Here is a 26,614-nt window from a genome sequence, read left to right on the forward strand (position 1 = left end):
TTGTGCAAAAAAGAATAGCTGTACAAGAGACGGCAGGATAACCGCTCCTTAGATCGATCGCAGCTAAATGCGGGTATTTGCCCGGATCGGCCGCAGAAAGTTGGATCAATGTGCCCGTTTTGGGGCAAACTCCCTGGTTTTGAACAGTTCGACAAGGCCTCCCCATGACCCCTGCGTCTTCGGTTGATGAGCAACGATTCCGTAAACTCCTGAGCCGCAACATCAGTCTGCCGTTGGGCGTTGGTGTGCTCAGCGCGGTGTTCTTTGTCTCGCTGATCACTTACCTGCTGTCGGTAATCCAGTGGGTCGAGCACACCGACCGGGTGATCAATAACGCCAATGAGGCGGTGAAACTGACCGTTGATCTGGAAACGGGGATGCGCGGCTTTCTGCTCAGCGGCGATGAGCATTTTCTCGACCCTTACGAAACGGCCAAGCCGAGAATCGCGGTCGCGCTCAATACTTTGCTCGAGCTCACGGCCGACAATCCGGTTCAGACCGATCGTCTGCGCCGACTCCAGGCCTTGCAGGTTGAGTGGGCCAACTATGCGCAATCCATGATCGAGTTACAGCGCACCAACGGTGATTATCGCGGTGCTGTCAAAGCTGGGCAGGGCAAACGGCTGACCGACGAAATCCGCAAGCAATTCGAAGACGTGATCGACATGGAGCAGCAGTTGCGCACCACGCGCAACGAGGAAGTGCGCCGCACCACGATCTGGAGCATCTCCCTTTACCTGCTGTTCATCCTCGGCATCAGCGGTTTGCTGGCCTATATCGGTCGTCGCGATTTGCTCAACCTGTCCCAAAGCTATAGCGCCAACCTCGCCGCACAACAGGCCAGCGCCCGGCGCCTGGAACAGCAAGCGTGGCTGCGCAATGGCCAGACCGAACTGGCCGAGCAGGTGTTGGGGCAACTGTCCCTGAATCTGTTGGGGCGCAACATCCTGCAGTTCTGCGCGCAATATCTGGGCACTGCGGTCGCTGCTATTTATGTGCGCGAAGAACATGGCGGCCTCAGACGAATAGCGTCCTACGGTTTTTCTCGCGAGCAGGAAGAGCGCGACCAGCAGATCTACAGCGATGAAGGGATTGCCGGCCAGGTGGCGCAACAGGCTCGCCTGATCCGTCTCGATGACGTGCCAAGCGACTATTTCAAAGTCAGCTCCGGTCTGGGCGAAGGCCTGCCGCGTAGCGTGCTCGTGGTGCCCACCAGCGACGATGATCGGGTCAATGGCGTGATCGAGTTGGGTTTCCTGCGCCCCTTGGACGACCGCGACGTCGAATTGCTCGAGCTGATCGCCGGCAACATCGGCACGTCAATCGAGGCCGCTCGCTACCGTCAGCGTTTGCAGGAAGTGCTGGCAGAAACCCAGCAGCTCAACGAAGAGCTGCAAGTTCAGCAAGAAGAACTCAAGACCGCCAACGAAGAGCTCGAAGAGCAATCGCGGATTCTCAAGGAGTCCCAGGCTCACCTGGAAACCCAGCAAGTCGAGTTGGAGCAGACCAACGAACAACTCGCCGATCAGGCACAGATTCTGGCCGATCAGCGTGATGCGATGGACTTGAAGAACACCGAGCTCAACCAGGCCCAGGCCCAGCTTGAAGAGCGCGCCGAAGAATTGCAGCGATCGAGCAAGTACAAGTCCGAGTTCCTCGCCAACATGTCCCACGAACTGCGCACGCCGTTGAACAGTTCGCTGATCCTGGCCAAGTTGCTGGCGGAAAACCCTCAGGAAAATCTCAGCGCCGAGCAGGTGAAGTTCGCCGAGTCGATCTACTCCGCCGGCAATGACTTGCTCAATCTGATCAATGACATTCTCGATATTTCCAAGGTCGAGGCCGGCAAGCTGGAAATGCGCCCCGAGAACACCAGCGTTGCGCGTCTGGTGGACGGACTGCGCGGAATGTTCGAGCCGATGGCCGCTGACAAGAAGCTGGAGTTCGAGGTCGACGTGCAGCCCGGTTCGCCGATGATGCTGTTCACCGACCGCCAGCGTCTGGAGCAAGTCGTTAAGAATCTGCTGTCGAACGCGGTGAAATTTACCGAAAAAGGCATCGTCAGCCTCACGGTGGCGTCCCAGCCGAACGACGGCATCGCCTTTATCGTCCGCGATTCCGGGATCGGCATCGCCGCCGACCAGCAGGACAGCATTTTCGAAGCCTTCCGCCAGGCCGACGGCACCACCAATCGCCGTTATGGCGGCACGGGGCTAGGCCTGTCGATTTCCCGCGATCTGGCGGCGTTGCTGGGCGGTTCGATCAGCGTCACCAGCGAGCCGGGGCAGGGCAGTGTGTTCACCCTCGTGCTGCCGCAGCAATACGTAGAACCGGGTGATGCGCCCCTCGCGCCGATGCAGGCTACCCCGGTCGCCGCAAAACCTAGGGTGACAACGCCCGCGCTGGTGCCGCTGATTGCCGAAGTCGACATTCCACGTTTCGATGATGACCGCAGCAAGGCGCCATTCACCACCCGTTGCATCCTGGTGGTGGAAGATGAGCCGAATTTTGCAAACATTCTCTACGATCTGGCCCACGAACTGGGTTACCAGTGCCTGGTCGCTCACGGGGCCGATGAAGGCTACGACCTGGCCAAGGAGTTCATTCCCGACGCCATTTTGCTGGACATGCGCCTGCCGGACCATTCCGGGCTGACCGTATTGCAGCGTCTGAAAGAACATGCCGAAACCCGCCACATTCCGGTGCATGTGATTTCGGTGGAAGATCGGGTCGAGGCGGCCATGCACATGGGCGCGATCGGTTATGCGGTCAAGCCGACCACTCGCGAAGAACTCAAGGACGTGTTTGCCCGCCTCGAGGCCAAGCTGACCCAGAAGGTCAAACGGGTGCTGCTGGTCGAAGACGATGATTTGCAACGCGACAGCATTGCTCGCCTGATCGGCGACGAGGACATTGAAATCACCGCCGTCGGCTTCGCCCAGGAAGCGCTCGACCTGCTGCGCACGACCATTTTCGATTGCATGATCATCGACCTGAAGCTGCCGGACATGCTCGGCAACGATCTGCTCAAGCGCATGTCCACCGAAGATATCTGCTCGTTCCCGCCGGTCATCGTTTACACCGGACGCAACCTGACCCGGGACGAAGAGGCTGACCTGCGCAAGTACTCGCGCTCGATCATCATCAAAGGCGCTCGCTCACCCGAGCGTTTGCTGGATGAGGTCACACTCTTTTTGCACAAAGTCGAATCCAGGTTGTCCCATGAACGCCAACGGATGCTCAAGACCGCGCGCAGCCGCGACAAAGTCTTCGAGGGCCGCAAAGTGCTGCTGGTGGACGACGATGTACGCAACATCTTCGCCCTGACCAGCGCTTTGGAGCAAAAGGGTGCAGTCGTGGTCATCGGCCGGAACGGTCGTGAGGCGATTGAAAAACTGAATGAAGTCGAGGACATCGATCTGGTGTTGATGGACGTGATGATGCCGGAGATGGATGGTTTCGAAGCCACCATCGAGATCCGCAAGGACCCGCGCTGGCGCAAGCTGCCCATCATTGCGGTGACGGCCAAGGCCATGAAGGACGATCAGGAGCGCTGCCTGCAAGCCGGCTCCAACGATTACCTGGCCAAGCCCATTGACCTGGATCGCCTGTTTTCGCTGATTCGCGTGTGGTTACCGAAGATGGAACGCATTTAGTGGAACGCATTGAAACAGTGGCGCGAAACAGCGAGATCGAATTGCGGTTGTTGATCGAGGCGATCTACCTCAAGTACAGCTACGACTTTCGCGATTATTCCGGCGCTTCGATCAAGCGCCGGGTCAATCATGCGTTGGCGCAATTCGAGTGCAATACCATTTCGGCCCTGCAAGAAAAGGTGCTGCACGATCCGACCGCGTTCATGCAGTTGCTGCAATTGCTGACGATCCCGGTCAGTGAAATGTTTCGCGATCCTTCGCATTTCCTCGCGATTCGCAAGGAAGTCGTGCCACTGCTCAAGACCTATCCGTCGATCAAGATCTGGATCGCCGGTTGCAGCACGGGTGAAGAAGTCTATTCGATGGCGATTCTGCTGCGCGAAGAAGGCTTGCTCGATCGCACGATCATCTACGCCACCGATATCAATCCGCGCTCGCTGGAGAAGGCCAAACAGGGGATTTTCTCCATGGAGAATGTCCGCGCCTACACTCACAACTACCAGCAGGCCGGTGGCCAGCGTTCGTTCGCCGACTACTACACGGCGGCGTATGGTTACGCGATTTTCGACAAGACGTTGTGTGAGAACGTGACGTTCGCCGATCACAGCCTGGCGACGGACAGTGTCTTTTCAGAAACGCAATTGATTTCGTGCCGTAATGTTTTGATTTATTTCAACAAAAAGCTTCAGGATCGCGCGTTCGGTTTGTTCCATGAATCCCTTTGTCACCGGGGATTCCTGGTGCTGGGCAGTAAGGAAACCCCGGATTTTTCCGCCTTCGGCAACCAGTTTTCGCCCTTGGTCAAACAAGAACGGATTTACCGTAAATCATGAACAATGCAGCGGATTTGCCTTCGATAGAAGCTATCGTGATCGGCGCTTCGGCCGGTGGGGTGGAGGCATTGCTCAACATTCTCAGTCCGTTGCGTAAAGGTTTCATGCTGCCGATCATCGTAGTCCTGCACCTGCCCGACGAGCGCCGCAGCCAACTGGCCGAAGTCTTTGCCCGCCGGGTCTCCATGCCTGTCCAGGAAGCTGGCGACAAAATTGATGTGGCAGCCGGAACGTTGTATTTCGCCACTCCGGGCTATCACTTGTCAGTGGAGCAGGACCGCAGTTTTTCCCTGAGCCTTGAGGATCGCGTGCATTACTCGCGGCCTTCCATTGATTTTCTGTTCGAGTCGGCGGCCGATGTCTATGGCCCAGGCCTGGCGGCCGTGCTGCTGACTGGCGCGAACCGTGATGGCGCACACGGATTGGCGCGGGTCAAACGTCGTGGCGGCCTGACCATCGTGCAGGACCCGGACGAAGCCCAGGTCGCGACCATGCCTAGGGCGGCGCTGGATTTGCACTGCCCTGACCACATTCTCCCAATACGCGGCATCGGCCGTCTGCTTGTCGAGCTGGAACGAATAGCATGCTAAGTAACATCCAAGCCAAATTGCTGATTGTCGACGATCTGCCGGAGAACCTGCTGGCACTTGAGGCGCTGATCAAGCGTGAAGACCGCATGGTCTACAAAGCCTTGTCCGCCGACGAAGCCTTGTCGTTGCTGCTGCAACACGAATTCGCCATGGCCATTCTCGACGTACAGATGCCGGGCATGAACGGCTTTGAACTGGCCGAGTTGATGCGCGGTACAGAGAAGACCAAGAACATCCCGATTGTGTTTGTCAGTGCCGCGGGCCGCGAGCTGAACTACGCGTTCAAGGGTTACGAAAGCGGGGCCGTGGACTTCCTGCACAAGCCACTGGATATTCACGCCGTCAAAAGCAAGGTCAACGTCTTCGTCGACCTCTACCGCCAAAGCAAGGCGATGAAGCAACAGGTTGAAGAGCTGGAGCAGGCTCGCCGCGAGCAGGAAGCGCTGCTCAAGCAGTTGCAGACCACCCAGAATGAACTGGAGCAAGCGGTGCGCATGCGCGATGACTTCATGTCGATCGTCGCCCACGAAGTCCGCACGCCGCTCAATGGCCTGATCCTCGAAACCCAGCTGCGCAAGATGCACCTGGCCCGGGACAACGCGTCGGCGTTCACCCTCGACAAGATGCACGCCATGGTCGACCGTGACGAGCGGCAGATCAAAAGCCTGATCCGTCTCATTGAAGACATGTTGGATGTGTCACGCATCCGCACCGGCAAGTTGTCGATCCGCTCGACCAGATTTGACCTCGTGCAGTTGGTCAGCAACCTGCTGCAAAACTTCGCGCCGCAAGTTGACGCCGCCGAGTGTTCCGTTGCGTTTACCGCCGAGCAGCCAGTGGTCGGCAACTGGGACGAATTTCGTATCGAACAAGTGATTTCAAATCTGCTGACCAACGCCTTGCGTTATGGTGGCAAGAGCCTGATTGATGTCAGGGTCTACAGTCACGAGGGTCAGGCACGGGTCGAAGTGCAGGACCGCGGGATCGGTATCAGTGAAGAAAACCAGAAGCGCATTTTTCAACAGTTCGAACGGGTGTCAGCCAAAACCGTGGTCGCGGGGCTGGGACTGGGGCTGTTTATTTCCGAGCAGATCGTCGCCGCCCATGGCGGCTCCATCGCCGTCGAGAGCAAGATCAACGAGGGCGCCTTATTTCGCGTTTGTCTGCCGTTGTAGGAAAACAGCCGGATAAACGCAACCTCTGATCGACCCCATGGTCGTATCAGCAGCTATTGACCGAACAAAGGCTTCCCATGAGTGAAGATGCACAAGATGTAGTACTCATTGTCGAGGATGACCCCTCGATTCTGATGGTATTGTCCGCTTACTTGTCGGGTGAGGGTTACCGGGTGCTGCAGGCCGAAAACGGCGAGCAGGCCTTCGAAATATTGGCGAGCAAGCCGCACCTGGACATGATGATCACTGATTTTCGCCTGCCTGGCGGCATCTCCGGCGTGCAGATCGCCGAGCCTGCCGTAAAGCTGCGACCAGAGCTCAAAGTGATATTTATCAGCGGTTATCCGCAGGAGATCCGCGAGACCGACAGCCCGATCACGCGCAAGGCGCCGATCCTCGGCAAGCCGTTCGATCTGGACGTGTTGCAAGAGCTGATGCAGGAAATGCTGTCGTAAATAGCCCCGAAGCCCCCGTCATGGGGGCTTTCAGATTCGGATCATCTCCCGCACCTTGGCCGTCAACAGGTCGAAGGTGAACGGCTTAGTGATCATCTGCATGCCCGGGTCAAGGAATCCACCGCGCACTGCCGCGTGTTCGGCATAACCGGTAATGAACAATACTTTCAGATCAGGCCGGTACTGCCGACCGATTTCCGCCAGTTGCCGGCCATTCATCCCTGGCAATCCCACATCGCTGATCAACAAATCGATACGCTGGCCGGAATCGAGAATCGGCACCGCGCTGTCGGCATCGCCTGCTTCGACGAAGGCGTAGCCCAACTCACTCAGTACCGCGCTGACCAACACCCGTACCGCCGGATCATCCTCAACGATCAGCACGGTTTCTCCGTCCTGAGCATGAGGCGCGTGTGCGATGTCGATCAGCGTGTCCTCGACTAGCGCACCGTTGTAGCGCGGAAGATACAGGCTCACCGTCGTACCGTTGCCCACTTCACTCTCGATGGTGACGTGGCCGTGGGATTGCTTGCTGAAACCGTAAATCATCGACAAGCCCAAACCGGTGCCCTGGCCGATCGGTTTGGTCGTGAAGAACGGATCAAAGGCTCTGGTGATGGTGCCTTCCGGCATGCCGCAGCCAGTGTCGGTCACGCGCAGCACGACGTAATCACCCGGTTGCAGGTTGCTGTGAACCTGCGTGAAACCTTTGTCCAGATGCTGATTCGAGGTGTTGACCACCAGTTTCCCGCCTTCGGGCATGGCGTCGCGGGCGTTCAGCACCAGGTTGAGGAGGGCGCTTTCGAGCTGGTTGGGATCGGCCTCGGCCACCCACAAGTCCTCGCTCAACTGCATGTCCAGCTGAATGCTTTCGTTGATGCTGCGCTGCAGGAGTTCGCCCATGGACACCACCAGGGTATTCATATTCACGGGTTTTGAATCCAGCGACTGGCGTCGGGAAAACGCCAGCAGACGATGGGTCAGACCGGCCGCGCGATTGGCCGAGGTCACCCCCAGATCGATCAGGCCGTCCAGGTCATCGGTGCGACCTCGGGCCAGGCGTCGACGTAGCAACTCGAGGCTGCCGATGATGCCGGTCAACATGTTGTTGAAGTCGTGGGCGATACCACCGGTGAGTTGGCCGACAGCCTCCATTTTCTGCGACTGTCTGAGGGCTTCTTCGTTATGACGCAGTTGGGCGGTACGTTCCTCGACCTGTTGTTCGAGGGTTTCCAGCGTATTTTGCAGACGCAGTTCGCTTTGGCTCAGGTCAATCAACCGGTCCCTGGCTTCATACTGCCGTCGTCGCCCACGCAATGCGGTAGTGACCAGGCTGATCAATGTGACCGGATGAAACGGGCGCTCGAGGAAGGTCACGTTGCCCAATTGCGGTCCGAGACGTGACGCGGGGTTTTGTTCCGGCCCGCCGTGGTGGGTCAACAGTACGATCGGCAGGTCTGACCAGGCCGGTTGTTCCTCGATCAAGCCCAGCAGCGGTTCGAGGTCGCAACCCAGCAAGGCTTCCGAAGAAATCAACAACAGGCCGGCACCTTGTGCCAGCTCGCTGCACAGCGTGACCAGATCCCGTGTCACAAGACCTTCGAATCCCGCCTCGTTAAGCATCATCAGTGCAATCTGGCTGTCACGTCCCAGCGGCGCGAGAATAAGCGCGCGCTCGGACATCGCCTCGACAACGCTCACCGTTCATCATCCTTGAGCAGTGGCTGGCTGGCACCCAGATAGGTTGGAACGCCGCGCAATACACCCTGGAATGCATCCAAAGGCTCGCCGATGGTCATGCCTGCGCTGCCGATGCGGTATTCGCGAATGGTCGATTCGTGGCTGCCGGTGCGTTTCTTGATAATTGAAATGGCCCGGCGAACCTTGCCTACCGCTTCGAAGTAGCGCAACAGAATCACCGTGTCAGCCAGATAAGTAATGTCGACCGGGGCCTGCATGTCCCCGACCAGCCCATGTTGGGCCACGGTCATGAACGTCGCGGCGCCTCGGCGATTGAGGTACAGCAGCAACTCGTGCATGTGCAGCACCAGCGCGTTTTCCTCGGGCATTGCGGCCTGATAGCCGTTGATGCTGTCGATCACCACCGTTTTGATGTTGCGCTCATCGACGCAACGACGAACCCGGTGCGAGAACTCGCCGGGGGACAGTTCGGCGGCGTCGACTTGCTCGATCAGCAGGTTGCCGGTGTCTTGCAGCGCCTGCAGGTCGATGCCCATGTTTTTCATGCGCTCGAACAGCAGTCCCAGCTCTTCATCGAAGATAAACAGCGCGGCTTTCTCACCCCGGGCGACGGCCGCGGCGGCGAAGATCATCGAGATCAGCGACTTGCCGGTACCGGCCGGGCCGAGAATCAGCGTGCTGGAACCGGTCTCGATGCCACCGCCGAGCAGGGCGTCCATTTCCTTGATGCCGCTGGTCAACTGCTGGCGGATATAACCGCCGCGGTGTTCAGCTGCGACCAGGCGAGGGAAGACGTGCACACCGTCGCCCATGATCGTGAAGTCATGGAAGCCGCCACGGTACTTTTGACCGCGATACTTCACGACACGTATGCGCCGGCGTTCGGCGCCGTAGTTGGGCGTCAGTTCTTCCAGACGAACCACGCCGTGCGCCACGCTGTGCACGGTTTTATCGAGGGATTCGGTGGTCAGGTCATCGAGCAGCAGCACGGTCGCGTCGTAGCGCACGAAGTAGTGCTTGATCGCCAGGATCTGCCGGCGATATCGCAGGGAACTCTGGGCGAGCAAACGGATTTCGGAAAGGCTGTCGAGGACCACACGGGTCGGCTTGACCCGTTCGACCACTTCGAAAATCTGTTTGGTTGCTTCGCCCAGTTCAAGGTCCGAGGAGTACAGCAGACTCTGCTGATGTTCGGCATTGAGCAGGCTTTCTGGCGGTGTCAGTTCGAAGATGTGGATGTTTTCATCCAGCTCCCAACCGTGGGACAACGCCCCTTGGCGCAGTTCGCGCTCGGTTTCTGAAAGCGTGATGTACAACGAGCGCTCGCCGGCACGGGCGCCGGCCAACAGGAAATGCAAAGCGACGGTGGTTTTGCCGGTTCCGGGTTCACCCTCCAGCAAAAACACATGGCCGCGGGACAATCCACCGGCCAGGATGTCATCCAGACCGTCGATGCCGGTGGCGGCTTTTGCACTGAACAACTCGTTAGATGTAGACAAAAAAAACCCTCTCATGACTAGGGGAAGCGAGGCAGCAGGCTTGAAGTGCCTGAATGGACTGCCTGATCACTTGACCTTTTGCCGTGGCGACGGTTCAACCTTTTTGCCGGTGTGATATCAGTGGCGTTATAAACCCTGCTGCAACGCCGGATCGTCTGGATTGAGTTGTTCCAGCTGCGCCAGAAGGATCTGCACGTTCTGCAATTGCCCGCTTTCTTTCCAGTAATTGATCAGCAGCACCCGCGCCTTGCGATCCGCCGGATGGCGCTGGACGATTTCCTGCAACTGTTTTTGCGCCGCTTCCAGCTCTTGCTCGCCGTGCAACGTAGTCGCCAGGTCGTAGCGGTAATCCTTGTTGTTCGGCTCGATCTCGACCGCTTTGGACAGCCCAAGCAGGGCAAATTCACTTTGCCCGTGATGCAGCAACCAAAGCCCCAAGGCATGTTGCAGGTAGGCAGAGTCGGGTTGAGCCTTCAACTGTTTCGCCAGCAATTGCCGGGCTGCGTCGCTTTGGCCTTGTTTATCCAGCACTTCAATCTGCATCACCAACGCAGGCAGATTGCCCGGCTCCAGTTGCAGCGTGCGTTCCAGCGCCTGCTGCGCTTCTTTCAGTTCGGCATTGTGCAAGTGCAGACGGGCCAGCTGGTATTGGGTTTCGGCGCTTTCCGGGAGACTTTTCAGGTCCCGTTCCCAGGCATCGATGGCTTGCTGCAACGGCCCGAAATACAAGCCCAGGTCATCCGGCGATAAACCCAGCAGCGCGTTGATCGCGGCAGACCGGACGCTTTGTTCGCTGTCGTCGAGTAATGGTCCGATCAGCAAACTGCGCTGCCCACTGGGCACCAGTCCGCCAATGCTTTTGATGGCTGCGATGCGCACGTCGGCCGACGGGTTTTGCAGGTCTGCATCCGCCAGTTTCAAGGCTTGCGGGCTCGGGTAGTTCGGCAGTTCGGCATGCAGCCAGACACGGCGCTTGGGCGACAGGTCAGGGCGACCCAGCTGCTGGTAGAGCACCCGTGCGGCCCCCGGTTGCCCGGCACGTGCCTGGGTCAACGCTTCGCTATAGCCGCGCTTGATGGCTTCCGGCACCACGGGCGTCGTGCTGCGCAGGAAAAACCAGGCAAGAGCGATGGCGAACAGGACACAGAGGCTGATGAGCAAGTAGCGGCGGGACTGGAGCATGCAGGAATCCGGGGGCTGGCAGCTTTTGCAAAGCTGTCAGCTTCGGTCAGGTGGGCGTGTGAGTCAAACCCTGACTCAGTCCGATGCTGGCGATTTTGCCTACAAGTCACGTCGACATTGAAACCCGTCGAAGCCCTGAAGCAGTGACTACGCTTGCTGGAGATGGCTCGAAGAGTGTTCCCATGCAACCGCTGCTCCAGTACTTCAAGGCGATGATCAACCCCGGGCAAGGGGTGCTGTTGTTCGCCTTGAGAACCATCGCGGCCGGGCTGCTGACGCTGTACCTGGCCTTTCTGTTCGACCTCGACCAGCCCAAGTGGTCAATCATGGCGGTGGTAATCGTCAGCCAACCATTGGGAGGCATGGCTCTGGCCCGCAGTTTCGGCCAAGTCATCGGCACCACTGTGGGCGCGGCAGTCGCGGTGTTGATCATGGCCATTTTTCCCCAGGCGCCGATTCCTTTCATTATTACGCTGGGCTTGTGGCTGGCACTGTGTACTGCGGGTGGCACCCTGTTGCGCTACACCAGTTCCCAGGCTTTTGTCCTGAGCGGTTACACTGCGGTTGTGGTTGCGTTGCTGGCGGTGCCGGATCAGGACGGCACGTTCTTGCTGGCCGTCACCCGTGTCACCGAGACGCTGTTGGCGGTAGCGTGCGTATGCGTCGTCAGCCTTCTGACCGCACGCCCGGAGGCCGTAGCCCGGAGCTATTTCGCCAAGATCGATCAAGTCATCAAGCTGCTCGCGACGCACGCTGCGGCAGTCATCCGAACCGAGGAAAGCGAGGCTGCTTTTCACCGCAGGCAGATGCAATTGCTGGGGGAAATAAGCGCCCTTGAGGGTTTGCGGCGGCATTTGTACTTCGATGCTCCCCGTTTACGCAGTGCCAACGGCCTGGTGCAATTGCTGGGTAATCAATTGGTGCTGCTGACCTCACGACTGACGGCGCTGCGACACCAGCGCGAACTGCTGGCCGCGCGCTGGAAAGGCGACTTGCCTGAAGAGATCCAGCTTTTGCGCGCCGAAGAATTGGCCTTTCTCGATGAGTTGGCCGCGAAGGGGCGCACGTTGTCGGCTGAGGCACGACATCATTTCACGGCGTTGCAACAGCGTTTCGATGACCAGGCCTATAAGGCCGAGCAACTCACCGAGACGATGCCTGCCACGTTGCGTTCTCTGGCCTGGGCGCTGCGCTGGGAGCAGGCGCGGATGCTGGAGCAACTGGGGCAGATCCTGGAGCTGAGCGACGCGATCCAGGATGGACGTGAAGCCAGTTGCGTGTTCCGCGGTCAGGAAAACCCGCTGCATCTGGACTTCACCTTGGCGGCGATGAACGCAATCCGCGCCTTTACGGCGCTGATGGTGGCCGGTCTGATCTGGATCGAGACCGCTTGGGACGGGGCTCGTGGAGGAATGATCGTGGTGGGGATTCTCTGTTCGCTGATGGCGACGTTTCCCCGGCCGTTGCTGGCCGCCCAGAGTTTTGCCCGGGGACTGGGGCTGGCACTGGTGGTGTCGGCGCTCTATCTGTTCTTGCTGGTTCCGATGATCAGTGACTTCGAGCTGCTCGCCTTGTTGTTAGCGCCCTTGCTGTACGCCGTCGCGGTGGGGCTGTCCAGTCCGCCAACCACCGGCACAGGCATTGGTCTTGGGCTGACGACCATGCTGTTGCTGGGGCCGCAAAATGCGGGCGTCGGCCAAAACACGGCCATCCAGTGGTTCGAGTTTGCCGGCGCGTATATCTGCGCCGCCTCGCTGGCACTGAGTGTCTATGCGTTGATCTTTCCATTCAGGCCCGCCTTGCGGATTCGGCGACTGTTCAACGAAAACTGCGAGCAGGTCTACACCTTGCTGAAGACGCCGGCCACCGATGAGCAGCAATTCGCGTTTGAAAGCCGCATGGTTGATCGCCTGACGATGATGTTGGGCCTGTTGCCGGCCACCCAGGACAAGCAGTCCAGCGAGCTGTTCGAAGTCAGCCTCGGTTGCATGGCGGTGGGCGTCGCGTTAAACCAGCTCAGGCAACAGGGGCCAGGCAATACGTTGCTGACGACCGAGCAGCAAAACCGTTTGCAGGATTCGGTCAGAGAGACCGGCAGGTTTATCGCCGGGCGCCCGCGAATTGATGTTGACCGGCTGCTCGGACGCTTGCACGCCTTGGGTGATGAAATGGACGACTTGCAGTTGGTCGTTCATGAACACCTGTGGTCGGTGTTTCGGATGCGCGTGGCCCTGCTGATCGTGGTGTCGTTTCTGGAGCGACATCGCCAATACTTTGATGCCAAAGAACCGGAAGGAGTGCCGGCCCTTGCCCATTGATCTGGAAATAGGTGGCGTCTACCTGCCGCCGATCGCCCAGGCCCTGCTGCTGGCCTTGCCGATTTTTCTGCTGCTGGACTGGTTGTTGAGACGCTTGGGCGTGCTGCGTTTCGTCTGGCACGAAGCCTTGTTCGAGGGCGCGTTGTACGCCTGCGTGTGCGCAATGCTGATCCTGGTGATGGGAGCCTGATGCCTTGAAAAAAATCCTTTCCCGACTCTCAACTGTTGCAGTGGTATTGCTCGCCTTTGTGCTGGGCTGGTTCGCCTGGGAACACTACACCCGCGCGCCCTGGACCCGGGATGCACGGGTGCGTGCCGACGTGGTGACTTTATCTGCGGATGTATCGGGACGCATCGTCAGCCTTGGCGTCCAGGACAACCAGCATGTTGAAAAAGGCCAGTTACTGCTCGAGATCGACCCGGCTCGCTACACACTGGCGGTAGAACATGCCAAGCGTTCCGTTGAGGTTTCCAAGGCCACCCTTGGTCAATCCGAAGCAACCATCGTCGCCAGCGAAGCGCAGCTCAAACAGCGTGAGAGCGAAGAACGCCGACGACGCACCCTCAAGCAGCGTTTGGCGATTTCCGGGGAAGAATGGGAAAAATCCAGCACCGAAGTGGCGGTGGCCCAGGCCGAACTGCTGCGCAACCAGGCCAATCTGGGGCTGGCGCGGGCTAACGTTCAATTGGCTGTCGCGGCGTTGACTCAGTCTGAACTGGACCTTCAACGCACCCGCGTCATCGCCCCGGTCAGTGGTTATGTGACCAACCTGCTGACCCGACAGGGTGACTACGCCACAGCGGGGGGCGCACTGCTGGCATTGGTCGACAGCGACTCTTTTTACGTCAGCGGCTATTTCGAAGAAACCAAGCTGCCGCGAATCGGGGAGGGAGATCGGGTCAGGATTGAATTGATGAGCGGAGAATCGTTCGGCGGCACCGTGCAAAGCATTGCCTTTGCAATTGCCGACAGGGAAAACCTGCCCGGCAATCGTCTGCTGGCCAATATCAACCCCAGTTACACCTGGGTCAAACTTGCGCAACGGGTGCCGGTGCGGATTCAGATTGACGCCGACTATGCCGCCAAAAACCGCTTGCGTGCCGGGACCACAGCCACCGTAACCATTCTGGAAACGCTCAGGACTGAAAATCACCGCTAATTTCTGTGGGAGTGGGCAAGCCCGCTCCCACAGTAATATCCGTTGCCCTCTCGAACGAACAAAAAAAAGCCCCGCGACCGAATGAGGCGCAGGGCTAAAAATTTGGTTGGTTGCGGCCAACCAAAGGAGCTCTTTAAAAATTACTTGCTGGCGACCGTCTCTGGTTGCCAGCCACCGCCAAGGGCTTTGTAGATCGCGACAATGCCGCGATAAAGATCGGTTTCCGCCGAGGCCTGGGTATCTTCAGCCGCCAGACGCTCACGTTGGGCATCCAGCAGGACGAGGAAGTCCACGGTGCCTTCGCGGTAGCGGATTTGCGCCAGGTCTGCGGCGGCGCGGCTCGCTTCGCTTTGACGAATCAGCGAGATCAGCCGTTGCTGACGTTTACCGTAGTCGCTGAATGCGTTTTCCGATTCTTCCAGCGCCAGCAGCACTTGCTGTTCGTAAGTCGCCAGCGCGCCTTCGGCATCGGCATCGGCGCCGCGCAGACGGGCTCGCACGCTACCCAGGTCAAACGCAGCCCACGTAATGCTCGGGCCGAGCGCCCAGGCATTGGCCGCCGCAGAACCGATCTGCGAACCACGGCCGGCGGTAAAACCAAGGAAGCCGCTGAGGCTGACCCGAGGGAACAGATCAGCCTTGGCCACGCCTATACGGGCGGTGGAGGAGGCCAGTTTGCGCTCGGCGCTGAGGATGTCCGGACGACGTTGCAGCAACTGCCCCGGGTCACCGATCGGCAATGCTTTGGCAATCGCCGGCAAGTCTTTTGGACTCAAGTCGACAGTCAGCTTGTCCGGACGCTCGCCCAGCAGGGTGGCAATACGGTTTTTCTGCCGAACCTGTTCGGCCTGTAACTGCGGCACGCTGGCTTCGACCGAGGCCAGGCGTGCATCGGCACGCTCGACGTCCAGTTGATCGCCGACGCCGGCATCACGCAGGCTTTCGGTGATCTTGCGCGACTCCTGCTGGTTGTTCAGGTTGGCCAGGGCAATCTTTTCGCGCAACTGTGCGCCGCGCAATTGGCCATAAGAATCCACCAGTTCGGCAATCATGGTGACTTGCAGTTGGTATAGATCGGCTTCGAGCGCCTGCTGTTCGGCATCGGCGGACTCGAGGTTGCGCTGGATACGCCCAAACAGGTCGATCTCCCACGCCATGTCCAGGCCGAGGTCGTAACGTTCGCTGTTGACCCGTTTGGTGGTCTGGCCCGGGATCTGACCCTTGCCCAAGTCACTGCTGGCGCGGCTGGTGATGGTGGGCATGGCGTCATTGCTGACGTCATCGCGAATCGCCCGGGCCGCTTTCCAGCGGGCGAAGGCCACGCGCAGATCACGGTTGCCTTGCAGCGATTGAGTCACCAACTGGTTGAGGGTCGGGTCTTCGAACTGCTGCCACCAGATGCCTTCGAAACGCGAGCGGTCGAAGTTTTTCTGGCCGGCAGCGCCGTCGGTGGCAGTGGTGATGTTGGCCGGCTCAGTGGCGGGTGTCTTGTAGTCCGGGCCGACGGCACAGGCACTCAAGGCCAGTACCAGAAGGCTCGGCAGGAAGGCTTTAAGGCTCATTGTTGCGCCTCCAGTTTCAGGGCCTTGGCCGCTTTGCGCTTTTCACCGCGCTCCACAAAGTTACGAATCAATACGTAGAACACCGGTGTCAGCAACAGACCGAAGAAGGTCACCCCGAGCATCCCGGAGAACACCGCCACACCCATGGCGTGACGCATTTCGGCACCGGCACCGCTGGAGAAGACCAGAGGCACAACACCCATGATGAACGCGAAGGAAGTCATCAAGATCGGACGCAGACGCAGACGGCATGCTTCCAGGACCGCAGCCAGCGGGCTGAGACCTTCGTCCTGCTGTTTATCCTTGGCAAACTCGACGATCAGAATCGCGTTCTTACACGCAAGTCCCACCAGTACGATCAAGCCGATCTGGGTGAAGATGTTGTTGTCGCCTCCCGAAGCAATCACACCGATGATGGCCGACAGCAGGGTCATCGGTACGATCAGGATCACCGCCAGTGGCAGGCTCCAGCTTTCGTATTGGGCCGCGAGCACCAGGAACGCCAGCAATACGCAGAGCGGGAACACGAACAGCGCGGTGTTGCCGGACAGAATCTGCTGGTAGGTCAGGTCGGTCCACTCGTAGGTCATGCCGTTTGGAAGTTCTTCCTTGAGCAGTTTCTCGATCGCTGCCTGAGCCTGGCCGGAGCTGTAGCCTGGGGCTGCCGCACCGTTGATTTCAGCGGTGATGAAACCGTTGTAGTGCATCACGCGGTCCGGGCCCGAGGTGTCGCTGACCTTGATGAAGGTCGCCAGCGGGATCATCTCGCCTTTGTTGTTACGCACTTTCAGCTGACCGATCTGGTCCGGTTCGAGACGGAACTGTTGTTCAGCCTGGACGTTGACCTGATAGGTGCGACCGAAGCGGTTGAAGTCGTTGGCATACAGCGAACCCAGGTAGATCTGCAGGGTGTCGAAGATGTCGCTGACAGCCACGCCGTGGGTCTTGGCCTTTTCACGGTCGATGGCGGCATCGACCTGCGGCACGTTCACGGTGTAGCTGGTGAACAGCGCGGCCAGTTCCGGCACGTTGTGGCTCTTGGTGATGATGTTCATGGTTTCTTTGTACAGCTCGTCGTAGCCCAGGTTGCCCCGGTCTTCGATCTGCAGGCGGAAACCGCCGATGGTGCCCAGGCCTTGTACCGGCGGCGGCGGGAAGATCGCCATGTAGGCTTCCTGGATCCCGGCGAACTGGCCGTTCAATGCACCGGCAATCGCACCGGCCGACATGCTCGGGTCTTTGCGCTCGTCGAACGGTTTCAGGGTCACGAACACGATGCCGGCATTCGGGCTGTTGGTGAAACCGTTGATCGACAGGCCCGGGAACGCTACCGCACTTTCCACGCCAGGCTGTTTCAGGGCCAGGTCGGACATGCGTTTGATCACGTCTTCGGTGCGGTCAAGGCTCGAAGCGTCCGGCAGTTGCGCGAAGGCCACCAGGTATTGCTTGTCCTGGCCGGGTACGAAGCCGGTCGGGGTGTGGGCGAAACCGAAGAAGGTCAGCACCATCAGGCCTGCGTACAACAGCAGGGCAATACCGCTGCTGCGGATAACCCGGGCTACGGTGCCGACATAACCATGGCTGGCGCGCTCGAAGAACCGGTTGAACGGACGGAAAAGCCAGCCGCCCAACAGTTTATCAAGCACTTTGGTAAAGCGATCTTTCGGCGCATGGTGGCTCTTGAGCAGCACGGCAGCCAGGGCAGGGGACAGTGTCAGCGAGTTGAACGCCGAGATCACGGTCGAGATGGCAATGGTCAGGGCAAACTGTTTATAGAACTGGCCGGTGAGTCCCGAAATGAACGCCGCCGGGATAAATACCGCACACAGCACCAGCGCCGTCGCGATGATCGGCCCGGTCACCTCACGCATGGCTTTCTTGGTGGCTTCTACGGGCGTTTCTCCCAGCTCGATGTGCCTTTCCACGTTCTCCACCACCACGATGGCGTCGTCCACCACGATACCGATGGCCAATACCAGGCCAAACAGTGACAGGGCGTTCAGCGAGAAGCCGAACAGGTGCATCACCGCAAACGTACCGATTAGCGAAACCGGCACCGCCACCAACGGAATGATCGAGGCACGCCAGGTTTGCAGGAACAGGATCACCACCAGAACCACGAGGATCAGCGCTTCGAAGAGGGTGTGGACCACCGCCTCGATGGAGCCGCGCACGAAGATCGTCGGGTCATAGACGATGCTGAAGTCCATGCCTTCCGGGAAGTTGTTCTTCAGTTCGGCCATCTTGTCGCGAACTTCGTTGGAGATCTCGATCGCGTTGGAGCCAGGGCGCTGGAAGATCGGGATCGCCACCGCAGGCTGGTTGTTCAGCAGCGAGCGCAATGCGTATTGGCTGGAGCCCAGCTCAACGCGAGCGATGTCTTTCAGGCGCGTGATTTCACCGTTGTCGCCGGAGCGAATGATGATGTTCTCGAACTCTTCTTCAGAAACCAGACGGCCCTGAGTGTTGACCGACAGCTGGAACGCAGTGGCATTCGGCGCAGGGGGCGCACCCAGTGCACCGGCAGCGACTTGACGGTTCTGTTCACGAATCGCGGTTACCACATCGGTGGCAGTCAGGTTGCGCGAAGCGGTCTTGTTCGGATCGAGCCAGACCCGCAGCGAGTAGTCGCCCATACCGAACAGTTGCACGTCACCGACACCGCCCAGGCGCGCCAGCTCATCCTTGATGTTGAGCAAGGCGTAGTTGGACAGGTAGAGCATGTCGTAGCGTTTGTCCGGCGAGGTCAAGTGCACAACCATGGTCAGGTCGGGCGACGCCTTGTCGACGGTGATACCGATGCGCGTCACTTCTTCTGGAAGTTTCGGCTCGGTCCGGGTCACGCGGTTTTGAACCTGCACCTGTGCATTGTCCAGGTCAGTGCCCAGTGCGAAGGTGATGGTCAGGGTGATCTTGCCGTCAGCGGTGGACTGCGAGGACATGTACAGCATGTTCTCGACGCCGGTAATGGCTTGCTCCAAGGGAGCGGCCACGGTTTCACCGATGACTTTTGGGTTGGCGCCGGGGAAGTTCGCACGGACCACAACGGTCGGTGGCACGACTTCCGGGTATTCGCTGATCGGCAACTGGAACAGCGAGATGGCACCGGCGATCAGGATCAGCAGCGAAAGCACCGCTGCGAAGATCGGCCGTGAAATGAAGAATTGGGAAAAATTCATCGGAGTTGTCGTCCCTTAACCGCGTGGAGTCGCAGCAGCCAGTTTCACAACCGTACCCGGCGCGACCTTGGCAGGTGCGACTTGGGGCAGGTTGCTGGCTTCCAGCGCTTGTCGTTGTTGTGCGAGTGCCGCGAGGGTTTGTTCGCTGGCCATCGGGATCACTTCAGGGGTGACCGGCGAGCCAGGGCGAACCCGTTGCAGACCCTTGACGATGACGGTGTCATCCTTGTTCAGGCCGCTGCGCACGATGCGCAAGCCTTCGATCTTCGGCCCCAGTTCGACGGAGCGATAGGCCGTCTTGTTGTCGGCATCCATCACCAGCACGAATTTCTTGCCCAGATCGGTTCCGACCGCTTCGTCGTTGATCAGCACGGCGGAGTAAGTGCCGCTGCCGACCAGTTTCAAACGGGCATACAAGCCTGGGGTGTACTGTCCGTCAGCATTGTCAAAGACCGCGCGACCGCGGATGGTGCCGGTTTTCGGGTTGACCTGGTTGTCGACGAAGTTCATCACGCCCTGATGCGGGTTGCCGTCTTCGTTGGACAGGCCGAGGTAAACCGGAGTGGTTGCACCGCGTTTGCCCTGGCGAGCGAGCTGGGTGTATTTGAGGAACACACGTTCGTCGGCGTCGAAGTAGGCGTAGACCTTATCGGTGGAAACAACGCTGGTCAGCGCGGTGGTGTCGGCGGTCACCAGGTTGCCGGCGGTGATTTCCGCACGGCTGACGCGACCGCTGATGGGCGCGGTGACGCGGGTGAAGCTCAGGTTCAGTTTGGCCAGGTCCAGTTGAGCCTGGAGAGCGCCGACGGCGGCGCGGGCTTCTTGGGCTGCACTGGTGCGCGAATCGGCCAGTTCGGCGGAGATCGCGTTGCTGGTGCGCAAGCGTTCGCCACGCTGGGCTTCGTTTTCGCTGCGGGTGGCGTTGGCGCGGCCTTGGGCAACCAGTGCTTCGAGGCGGCGGACCTCGGCCTGGAACGGGCGTGGGTCAATCTGGAACAGCAGGTCACCTTTCTTGACCAGTGCGCCTTCGGTGAAGGCCACTTCATCAATCTGGCCGGAGACCCGTGGACGAATTTCTACGGTTTCTGGCGCTTCAAGGCGCCCGGTGAATTCGTCCCACTCGTTGACCGGTTGTTCCAGGACCTTGGCGACGCTGACTTTCGCCGCAGGCATGGTAGCGGCAGACTCCGGAGCCTTGCCGCAGGCGCTCATCACCAGTACGGCCAACATGGCCAATGGGAAGCGCAAATGTTTGAGTGACTGTTCCATGGATGCATCCGCCAATGTATTGAGATGGGCGGATGATGAGCGGCGGGGTGGTATCGCACGAATCGAATGAAGCAAAGGTAACTATCATTCGGAATGATATAAGTCTGAAGCCAGCCCTCTAGCATGCGCCTTACATTGGACGGCGATCAATTGGATTGATGACAATTCTATGTTGCGCAGAATGCAAGGGATTGGCTTGAGACCGAGTCGCGGGCAAGCCCGCTCCCACAGGGAATTGTGGCGCTGATTAAATCCCTGTAGGAGCGAGGCTTGCCCGCGAAGAGGCCATCAGCCCCAACAAAAGATCAGGATCACGCCAGGCTATCCGGATCCCCGAAGAACATCTGGATCCTGGAGCGCAACCAACGTTCACCCGGGTCATTATCCTGCGACCCACGCCACGCCATGTGCAATTCAAAGCTGCGCACCGGCAAGGGCGGATCTTCAGCTCGCACCCCGCCAGCCGCCGTCAACGCCTCAGCGGTGTAGTCCGGCACCGTCGCGACAATATCAGTCCCGCTGATGAGTGTGCTGAGCCCGTTGAACTGCGGCACCGCGAGCACCACATGACGTTTGCGCCCGAGCTTTTCCAGTTCTTCATCTATAAAGCCGCTCAGGTCACCGGCAAACGACACCAGCGCATGGGGGCGGGCGCAGAAGTCATCGAGGCTCAATGGCCCCGGCACCGTATCGGCGCGCAACAGCTTCGGCATGCTGCGGCGCAGTACTTTGCGCTTGGCGTTGGCCGGCAGGTCGGCGGTGTAGCTGACGCCGATGGAAATCTCCCCCGAGGCCAACAGGCTCGGCATCAGGATGTAGTTGGCCCGACGCACCACCAATACGATCCCCGGCGATTCCGCACGCAAACGCTTGAGCAGCATCGGCAGCAGCGCGAACTCGACATCGTCCGACAGGCCAATGCGGAACACCGCCGTACTGGTCGCCGGGTCGAATTCTGCCGCACGGCTGACCGCGGTGGAAATCGAATCCAAGGCAGGAGAGAGCAGGGCGAAGATTTCCACCGCGCGAGCGGAAGGCTCCATGCTGCGCCCGGTGCGCACGAATAACGGATCATCGAACAGCCCGCGCAGGCGTGAGAGCGCCGCACTGATGGCCGGCTGGCCGAGGAACAATTTCTCCGCAGCACGGGTCACACTGCGTTCGTGCATCAATGTTTCAAAAACGATCAACAGGTTCAGGTCGACACGACGCAGGTCATTACGATTCATCTGGAGTCCTGGCAGAGTCATCAAGCTTGACGAGAGCGGCCATATGAGAACAATGGCCGGCATGAATATTACGGGGAAAGGCTGCTACTCTGCACCGAATAATTCAGTTTCCCTGGAACGGATGCTCCGGATTTTTACGATAACCGTTGATCCAATGGATGCTGCGGAATCAATGACAGGCATGTCGACTATTAATAGCCACTGATAGTCTTGGGTAGAAAGCCCAGATAGAGTTCAGGGCATTAGAGGTTTCTTTGACGAGGTTTGCGATGTCCCGCACGATCCGTTTTCACAAGTTTGGTCCAGCCGAGGTGCTCAAATGCGAAGAGCATGCGGCCGCTCTCCCTGCGCCGGGCGAAGTGCAGGTGCGCGTCGAGGCGATTGGCATCAGCTGGTACGACATTCTCTGGCGCCAGAACCTGGCCTCATCCCATGCTCGTCTGCCTTCTGGCCTTGGCCATGAGATGTCCGGCGTCGTGACAGCAGTCGGCGAGGGCGTCGATGACCTGGCAGTCGGTGACAAGGTCGCCAGCTTCCCGGCTGAAAGCCCCAACGACTATCCGGTCTACGGCGAGCAGATCGTTCTGCCTCGCTCGGCACTGACCCGTTATCCGGACGTGCTCAGCCCGATTGAAGCGGCCGTGCATTACACGCCGCTGCTGATTGCCTACTTCGCTTATGTCGATCTGGCGCGTGTCAAACCTGGGCAATTTGCCTTGGTGACTGACGCGAGCCACTGTGCCGGTCCTTCGTTTGTGCAACTGGGAAAGGCATTGGGCGTGCGGGTAATTGCCGCCACCAAGACCGCTGAAGAACGTGAATACCTGCTGTCACTGGGTGCCGAGAAAGTAATCGTCACCGAGGAAGAGGATCTGCTCATGCGGATCAACAAAATCACCGACAACCGCGGAGTGGATGTGGTGTTCGATGGCCTCGGCGGTCCGCAGATGTCACTGCTGGGCGATGTGCTCGCGCCTCGTGGCAGCCTGGTGCTGTACGGCCTGCAAGGTGGTAACCAGACGCCGTTCCCGGCCTGCGCAGCGTTCCAGAAGAACATTCAGTTCTTCGTTCACTGCATCGGCAACTTCACTGGCAAGCCGGAGCTGGGCATCATCCAGGATCAGGTCGCACTGCAACGTGCCTTGCGCGACATCAACCAGCTGACCGCCGACCGCGTGTTGCTGCCACTCAAGACTCGGGTCTTTCCGTTTTCCGAGTTTGTCGAGGCGCACCGCTACATGGATGAATGCCCGTGTCGCGAACGGGTTGCGCTCCAGGTCGATCCGGCGTAACACCACTGAAAAAAGTCCGTGCTTGCACGGACTTTTGCATTTCCCCCTCCGAAATTCCGAGACGTCCCCTCAACCTGCGACGAGTCAGTTCAGCAACTGAACTGGTTTTTGCTCTCAATCTGTATCTTCTAATCACCCTATAAGCCCCGATAATTGAATGATTACTTTCATCTCAAGGAATGAGCTATGGCTGGGTATTGGACAGATACTTTTCTTCGCACTCCGGTAATACAAGCTCAACAAATAGCGTGTTATCGATCAATTGCCGAAAAATTAATTGCGACTTCTTTCTTTATTTCTCGTGCTACATGTCTGTGGGACGCTGTCGGACATTTCCTAGGATCCCTCGTGTGGTCGCAGGGCCCTTGTCCTGCGGGGCTTTCCTGCCAGCGTGTGCGGACAGGGTCACAAGTAAGCTCGATTCATTTCAAATAATTACTCAAAACTAAGTGTTAGGATTTCATATCAATCGAAACACTTTAATCATGTCAGTCAGCCGTTTGCGCAATGCACACAGTTGTTTGCGTGACATCGAACCTATGCGTAACAGGTAAACAATGATGACCCATACCCATGAACAGGCAATGAACTATGTTTATCAGCAAGTATTGCAGCGATTGCTGAGTTTTTTTTCACGCGCCGAGCGCACGGCACTGCAGCTGATGATTCAGCGCCTGGTGGTCTCCGCGGGTGGCATGGAGCGGATCGGCGAATACAAGGTGTTGTCGATCCAGTCCGGAACCCGCGACTGTTGCTACACGCTGGCATTGCTGCGCGCCGCACAATTGAGCATCGCTGGCCGGGCGCCTGCGACGTTCCAGCTGCGAGTCGCGACCTTGCGCACGAATGGCGCAAGCCCGATGGCCCTTGAAAACATCCATCACAGTTGCAGTGCGCTGTTTCTCTACGACGATCCTCGGGTCGAAGTGGTGATGGTCGATAACCGGGAAGTCCTGCCATTCAGCCATCTGGCGCCGGTCTCCGATGCAGGTCGCGAGTCAAATCGTCTCAATCTGTTGATGGTGGGTCATCGGCGAACCTGGAACGGGCCGCTTGACCTGTGGGATGACGGGTACCTGGCGGCGGGCGAGTTTTATGGGCAAATCTGCCGTTGGGACCGAGGCGTCGATGCGTTGGTCAGCAGCGATACACCTCGTCAGCAAAAGCAGTTCATGCATGGGTTGACCCGTGCGGCGCAAAAGGCTGGCCTCAATGCATCGAATGACCCTGAATCCGGTTATGAGGAGCTGTTCGCGCGACTGGATGAACTGGGCAGCGATTGCTACCGCGAGTTTTATTCTGAGCATGGGCAAGCTGAGTGGCGGCCGGCCGAATCATTTGAAGCGTGTCGGCGCACAACCTTCATCGATATTCACGACATGCTGGTCAGCAATCTGGAAGATCGCTGGCCGCTGCTCACCGATTTCCTCGGGTTTCAGCCTGACGAACTGGCGGCCCAGCTTAGTGATAACGAGTTTGTCAGCCTGACGATTTCTGCGCACGTTCGGGGGCTGGAGGCGTGTTTTGTTCATGGCCGCACCTATGAAGCAGGCGTCGCCGATTACGTACAGCGGGCCTTGGTCATGATGCGTCGCAAACAGCTTCCCGAGCGCTATTGCGAGCAGGTAATGGAAACGTTCGTTAACCCGACGACAATGTCCGACCAGCGTGCATTGGCAGCGGCGCAGGCCCAGAAAAGCCTGGGCTTGAGTGAGGCTCAACTGGTGTGCTTGCTGTTCGCGCCCTTCGTCGATAACGGCGCCTCGCTTGAGCGTTTTCTACGCCAATGCCATCCCGGTATGCTCGTGGCGTTGCCTGATCTGCACCGGGCGATGCAGGGCAAGTCGGCTCCCGAGCAGGTGCTGCAATGGATGGTCGACGTCAGCGGGTTGACCGTCAAGTTGATCGGCACGCTTTACCGGATGGGACCGGTTGCGAGGGGCGAAAGGCCGGGCCCGGCAGTCGGTAATGCGGATGAGCCTGCGCTGGACCTCGACGCGGGCAACGCCGCAAATGGCGAACGGTCAACGGGTCGTTGAAAATGCTCGGGGTTACCGCGCTCATCCACCCACCCCACGCGGCGCGTGGCGTGCTTGGTCATCACCCATGAAAGGACCCCGCGAAACCGACTTTGCCTATCAGGCGGTGTACCGTTACCTGACTAACCTCATCAACGAGCCCGTCAGCGACACGCGGGTCCGCCTCCCTTCATTAAGGCAATTGGCGGACCGTTTGAGCGTATCGATTTCGACGATTCAGTACGCCTATTCGCTGCTGGAAAAGGAAGGGCGGGTGTATTCGGTCGCCAAATCCGGCTATTACGCGCTGCCGGTGTCGTCCATTCACCCGCTCAGCAGCGGCAATGACCTGCTCGAGACGGTCTATGTGAACGCCAGGCGACCGGGGATGCTGGTGTTGAGCGCGGATGAACCGGCGTTGTTGCAGCCCTTGGACAGCCCGTTGTTGCTGCTTGAAAGAGAACTGCTGCGTCAATATCCGCGTCAGCCGCAACCGACTTCACAACCTTGTGGTGAACTGGAACTGCGCGCCGCACTGGCCGCACGCTATACCTCGTCTCCGGCACGTTGCTGGCACGCCGATAACGTCTACATTGGCGCCGATTTGCGTGGTGTCCTGGAAATACTGATCGCTGTACTGTGTCTCAAAGATGCCATGGTAGTCGTCGAATCGCCCTGCGACTGGATGATCCTGCGCTTGCTCCAGGACGCTGACGTCCAGGTCATAGAGTTGCCCCTGCAACCCCATGGCGGCCTGGACCTTGAGCAGCTCAAGCAACTGCTGGAGACCAAGCCGGTGCGGCTGGTCATGCTTTCTTCCGGCCTCAACATGCCGCGCGGCAGCGTGGCTTCCCACAGCAACAGGCAGTCAACCGCTGAACTGCTGGAGCGTCATGGCAGTTGGGTGTTGGAGAACGACTGCTATGGCGAGCTCGCATTCGAGCCCGACGGCCTGCGGTTTCGCGATCTGCTGAACCCGGACCGGCTGATCGTTTTCTCCACCTTCGAAAAATCCATCGGGCCGGAAGCGCCTTATGGTTATCTGCTCTCGCGGCAATTGAGCGTCGAACTGCAGCGGCATTTCCTGTTACGTTCATTCCGGTTGTCACCGATTCGCCAGAAAGCCATCGCACGGCTTTACAGCAATGGACGAATCGATCAGCACTTGTTGGTATTGCGCCGGCTGCTCAAGGACCGCAAGGTGCACATGACCCAACTGTTGCAGGAGCGTCTGGGGGATGCCTTGCACTTTGTCGAACCCTTGGGCGGTGCGACGATTTGGGTGCAATCGCTGCGTCAGGTCGATGTGCGTCGGGTGTTCCAGCGCCTGCTCAGGCACCAGGTGGTGATTGCGCCAGGGGAGCTGTTCAGCCTCCAAGGGTTGCACGCGCAACACTTGCGCCTGAGCCATACCTTCGGCGGCGACCACGACCTCGGGGCGGCCATGGGTTTGCTGGGCGATGCCTTGCGCCTGGAATCGATCGATTGAGCAGGGG

At 58.9% G+C, this 26,614-nt stretch carries 18 protein-coding genes; 11 read left to right on the top strand and 7 right to left on the bottom strand.

The genetic code is table 11. The features are described 5' to 3' along the window. Positions 1-164 precede the first annotated feature (164 nt). The 5 genes from BLU63_RS27085 to BLU63_RS27105 all read left to right on the top strand — a co-directional run bounded on the left by BLU63_RS27085 (position 165) and on the right by BLU63_RS27105 (position 6,709). A complete protein-coding gene (locus tag BLU63_RS27085) occupies positions 165-3,656 on the top strand; it encodes a response regulator (RefSeq protein WP_010460451.1) in 3,492 nt (1,163 codons plus the stop codon). After that, the gene (locus BLU63_RS27090) at positions 3,656-4,489 is read left to right on the top strand and encodes a CheR family methyltransferase (RefSeq protein WP_010460449.1); all 834 of its coding nucleotides are present in this window, start codon (positions 3,656-3,658) and stop codon (positions 4,487-4,489) included. The genes BLU63_RS27085 and BLU63_RS27090 overlap by 1 nt, the downstream gene beginning before the upstream one ends. Then, on the top strand, positions 4,486-5,079 hold the full coding sequence (locus BLU63_RS27095; protein WP_083376711.1) for a chemotaxis protein CheB: 594 nt from the start codon (positions 4,486-4,488) through the stop codon (positions 5,077-5,079). Before BLU63_RS27090 ends, BLU63_RS27095 begins: the two co-directional genes overlap by 4 nt. Then, a complete protein-coding gene (locus BLU63_RS27100; protein WP_010460446.1) occupies positions 5,073-6,254 on the top strand; it encodes a hybrid sensor histidine kinase/response regulator in 1,182 nt (393 codons plus the stop codon). The genes BLU63_RS27095 and BLU63_RS27100 overlap by 7 nt, the downstream gene beginning before the upstream one ends. A gap of 77 nt (positions 6,255-6,331) precedes the next feature. Then, entirely contained in the window at positions 6,332-6,709 is a 378-nt protein-coding gene (locus BLU63_RS27105) for a response regulator (protein ID WP_059405185.1), read from the top strand. Positions 6,710-6,739: 30 nt separating this feature from the next. Here the strand turns inward: BLU63_RS27105 and BLU63_RS27110 are convergent, their stop codons facing one another. From BLU63_RS27110 to BLU63_RS27120, 3 genes are all read right to left on the bottom strand, one after another. Beyond that, complete coding sequence (locus BLU63_RS27110; protein WP_186353662.1) at positions 6,740-8,392, bottom strand: ATP-binding protein; 1,653 nt, start codon at positions 8,390-8,392, stop codon at positions 6,740-6,742. A 14-nt stretch (positions 8,393-8,406) separates the two neighbouring features. Next, positions 8,407-9,909: an ATPase domain-containing protein gene (locus tag BLU63_RS27115; protein WP_010460440.1), complete on the bottom strand. Its 1,503-nt coding sequence runs from the start codon at positions 9,907-9,909 to the stop codon at positions 8,407-8,409. Between the two features lie 126 nt (positions 9,910-10,035). Next, a complete protein-coding gene (locus tag BLU63_RS27120) occupies positions 10,036-11,091 on the bottom strand; it encodes a tetratricopeptide repeat protein (RefSeq protein WP_083376713.1) in 1,056 nt (351 codons plus the stop codon). A gap of 182 nt (positions 11,092-11,273) precedes the next feature. On the opposite strand from BLU63_RS27120, the gene BLU63_RS27125 reads away from it, so the two are divergent. From BLU63_RS27125 to BLU63_RS27135, 3 genes are read left to right on the top strand one after another with little or no spacing between them, the layout of a single operon-like run. After that, positions 11,274-13,409 carry an FUSC family protein gene (locus BLU63_RS27125; protein WP_083376714.1) on the top strand — a complete coding sequence of 712 codons (2,136 nt, stop codon included), beginning with the start codon at positions 11,274-11,276 and terminating at the stop codon, positions 13,407-13,409. Beyond that, positions 13,399-13,599, top strand: coding sequence for a DUF1656 domain-containing protein (locus tag BLU63_RS27130; RefSeq protein WP_083376715.1), 201 nt, complete (start codon positions 13,399-13,401; stop codon positions 13,597-13,599). The genes BLU63_RS27125 and BLU63_RS27130 overlap by 11 nt, the downstream gene beginning before the upstream one ends. 4 nt (positions 13,600-13,603) lie before the next feature. Further along, positions 13,604-14,569: an HlyD family efflux transporter periplasmic adaptor subunit gene (locus BLU63_RS27135; RefSeq protein WP_083376716.1), complete on the top strand. Its 966-nt coding sequence runs from the start codon at positions 13,604-13,606 to the stop codon at positions 14,567-14,569. A gap of 140 nt (positions 14,570-14,709) precedes the next feature. On the opposite strand, the gene BLU63_RS27140 is transcribed toward BLU63_RS27135, so the two are convergent. The 4 genes from BLU63_RS27140 to BLU63_RS27155 all read right to left on the bottom strand — a co-directional run bounded on the left by BLU63_RS27140 (position 14,710) and on the right by BLU63_RS27155 (position 21,808). Continuing rightward, entirely contained in the window at positions 14,710-16,131 is a 1,422-nt protein-coding gene (locus tag BLU63_RS27140; RefSeq protein ID WP_010460436.1) for an efflux transporter outer membrane subunit, read from the bottom strand. After that, complete coding sequence (locus tag BLU63_RS27145; RefSeq protein ID WP_083376717.1) at positions 16,128-19,310, bottom strand: efflux RND transporter permease subunit; 3,183 nt, start codon at positions 19,308-19,310, stop codon at positions 16,128-16,130. The genes BLU63_RS27140 and BLU63_RS27145 overlap by 4 nt, the downstream gene beginning before the upstream one ends. A gap of 15 nt (positions 19,311-19,325) precedes the next feature. Beyond that, on the bottom strand, positions 19,326-20,579 hold the full coding sequence (mexE, locus tag BLU63_RS27150) for a multidrug efflux RND transporter periplasmic adaptor subunit MexE (RefSeq protein WP_010460432.1): 1,254 nt from the start codon (positions 20,577-20,579) through the stop codon (positions 19,326-19,328). 311 nt (positions 20,580-20,890) lie between these two features. Further along, on the bottom strand, positions 20,891-21,808 hold the full coding sequence (locus BLU63_RS27155; protein ID WP_008156370.1) for a LysR family transcriptional regulator: 918 nt from the start codon (positions 21,806-21,808) through the stop codon (positions 20,891-20,893). A 269-nt stretch (positions 21,809-22,077) separates the two neighbouring features. On the opposite strand from BLU63_RS27155, the gene BLU63_RS27160 reads away from it, so the two are divergent. The 3 genes from BLU63_RS27160 (at position 22,078) to BLU63_RS27170 (ending at position 26,607) form a co-directional block, all read left to right on the top strand. Then, a complete protein-coding gene (locus tag BLU63_RS27160; protein ID WP_010460426.1) occupies positions 22,078-23,100 on the top strand; it encodes a zinc-dependent alcohol dehydrogenase family protein in 1,023 nt (340 codons plus the stop codon). A 560-nt stretch (positions 23,101-23,660) separates the two neighbouring features. Then, positions 23,661-25,139, top strand: a complete 1,479-nt coding sequence (locus BLU63_RS27165; protein WP_083376718.1) for a hypothetical protein — start codon at positions 23,661-23,663, stop codon at positions 25,137-25,139. A 67-nt stretch (positions 25,140-25,206) separates the two neighbouring features. Beyond that, positions 25,207-26,607, top strand: coding sequence for an aminotransferase-like domain-containing protein (locus BLU63_RS27170; protein ID WP_010460422.1), 1,401 nt, complete (start codon positions 25,207-25,209; stop codon positions 26,605-26,607). The last annotated feature ends 7 nt before the right edge of the window (positions 26,608-26,614 follow it).

The sequence above is a fragment of the Pseudomonas mandelii genome (assembly GCF_900106065.1).
GTDB classification, from domain to species: domain Bacteria; phylum Pseudomonadota; class Gammaproteobacteria; order Pseudomonadales; family Pseudomonadaceae; genus Aquipseudomonas; species Aquipseudomonas mandelii.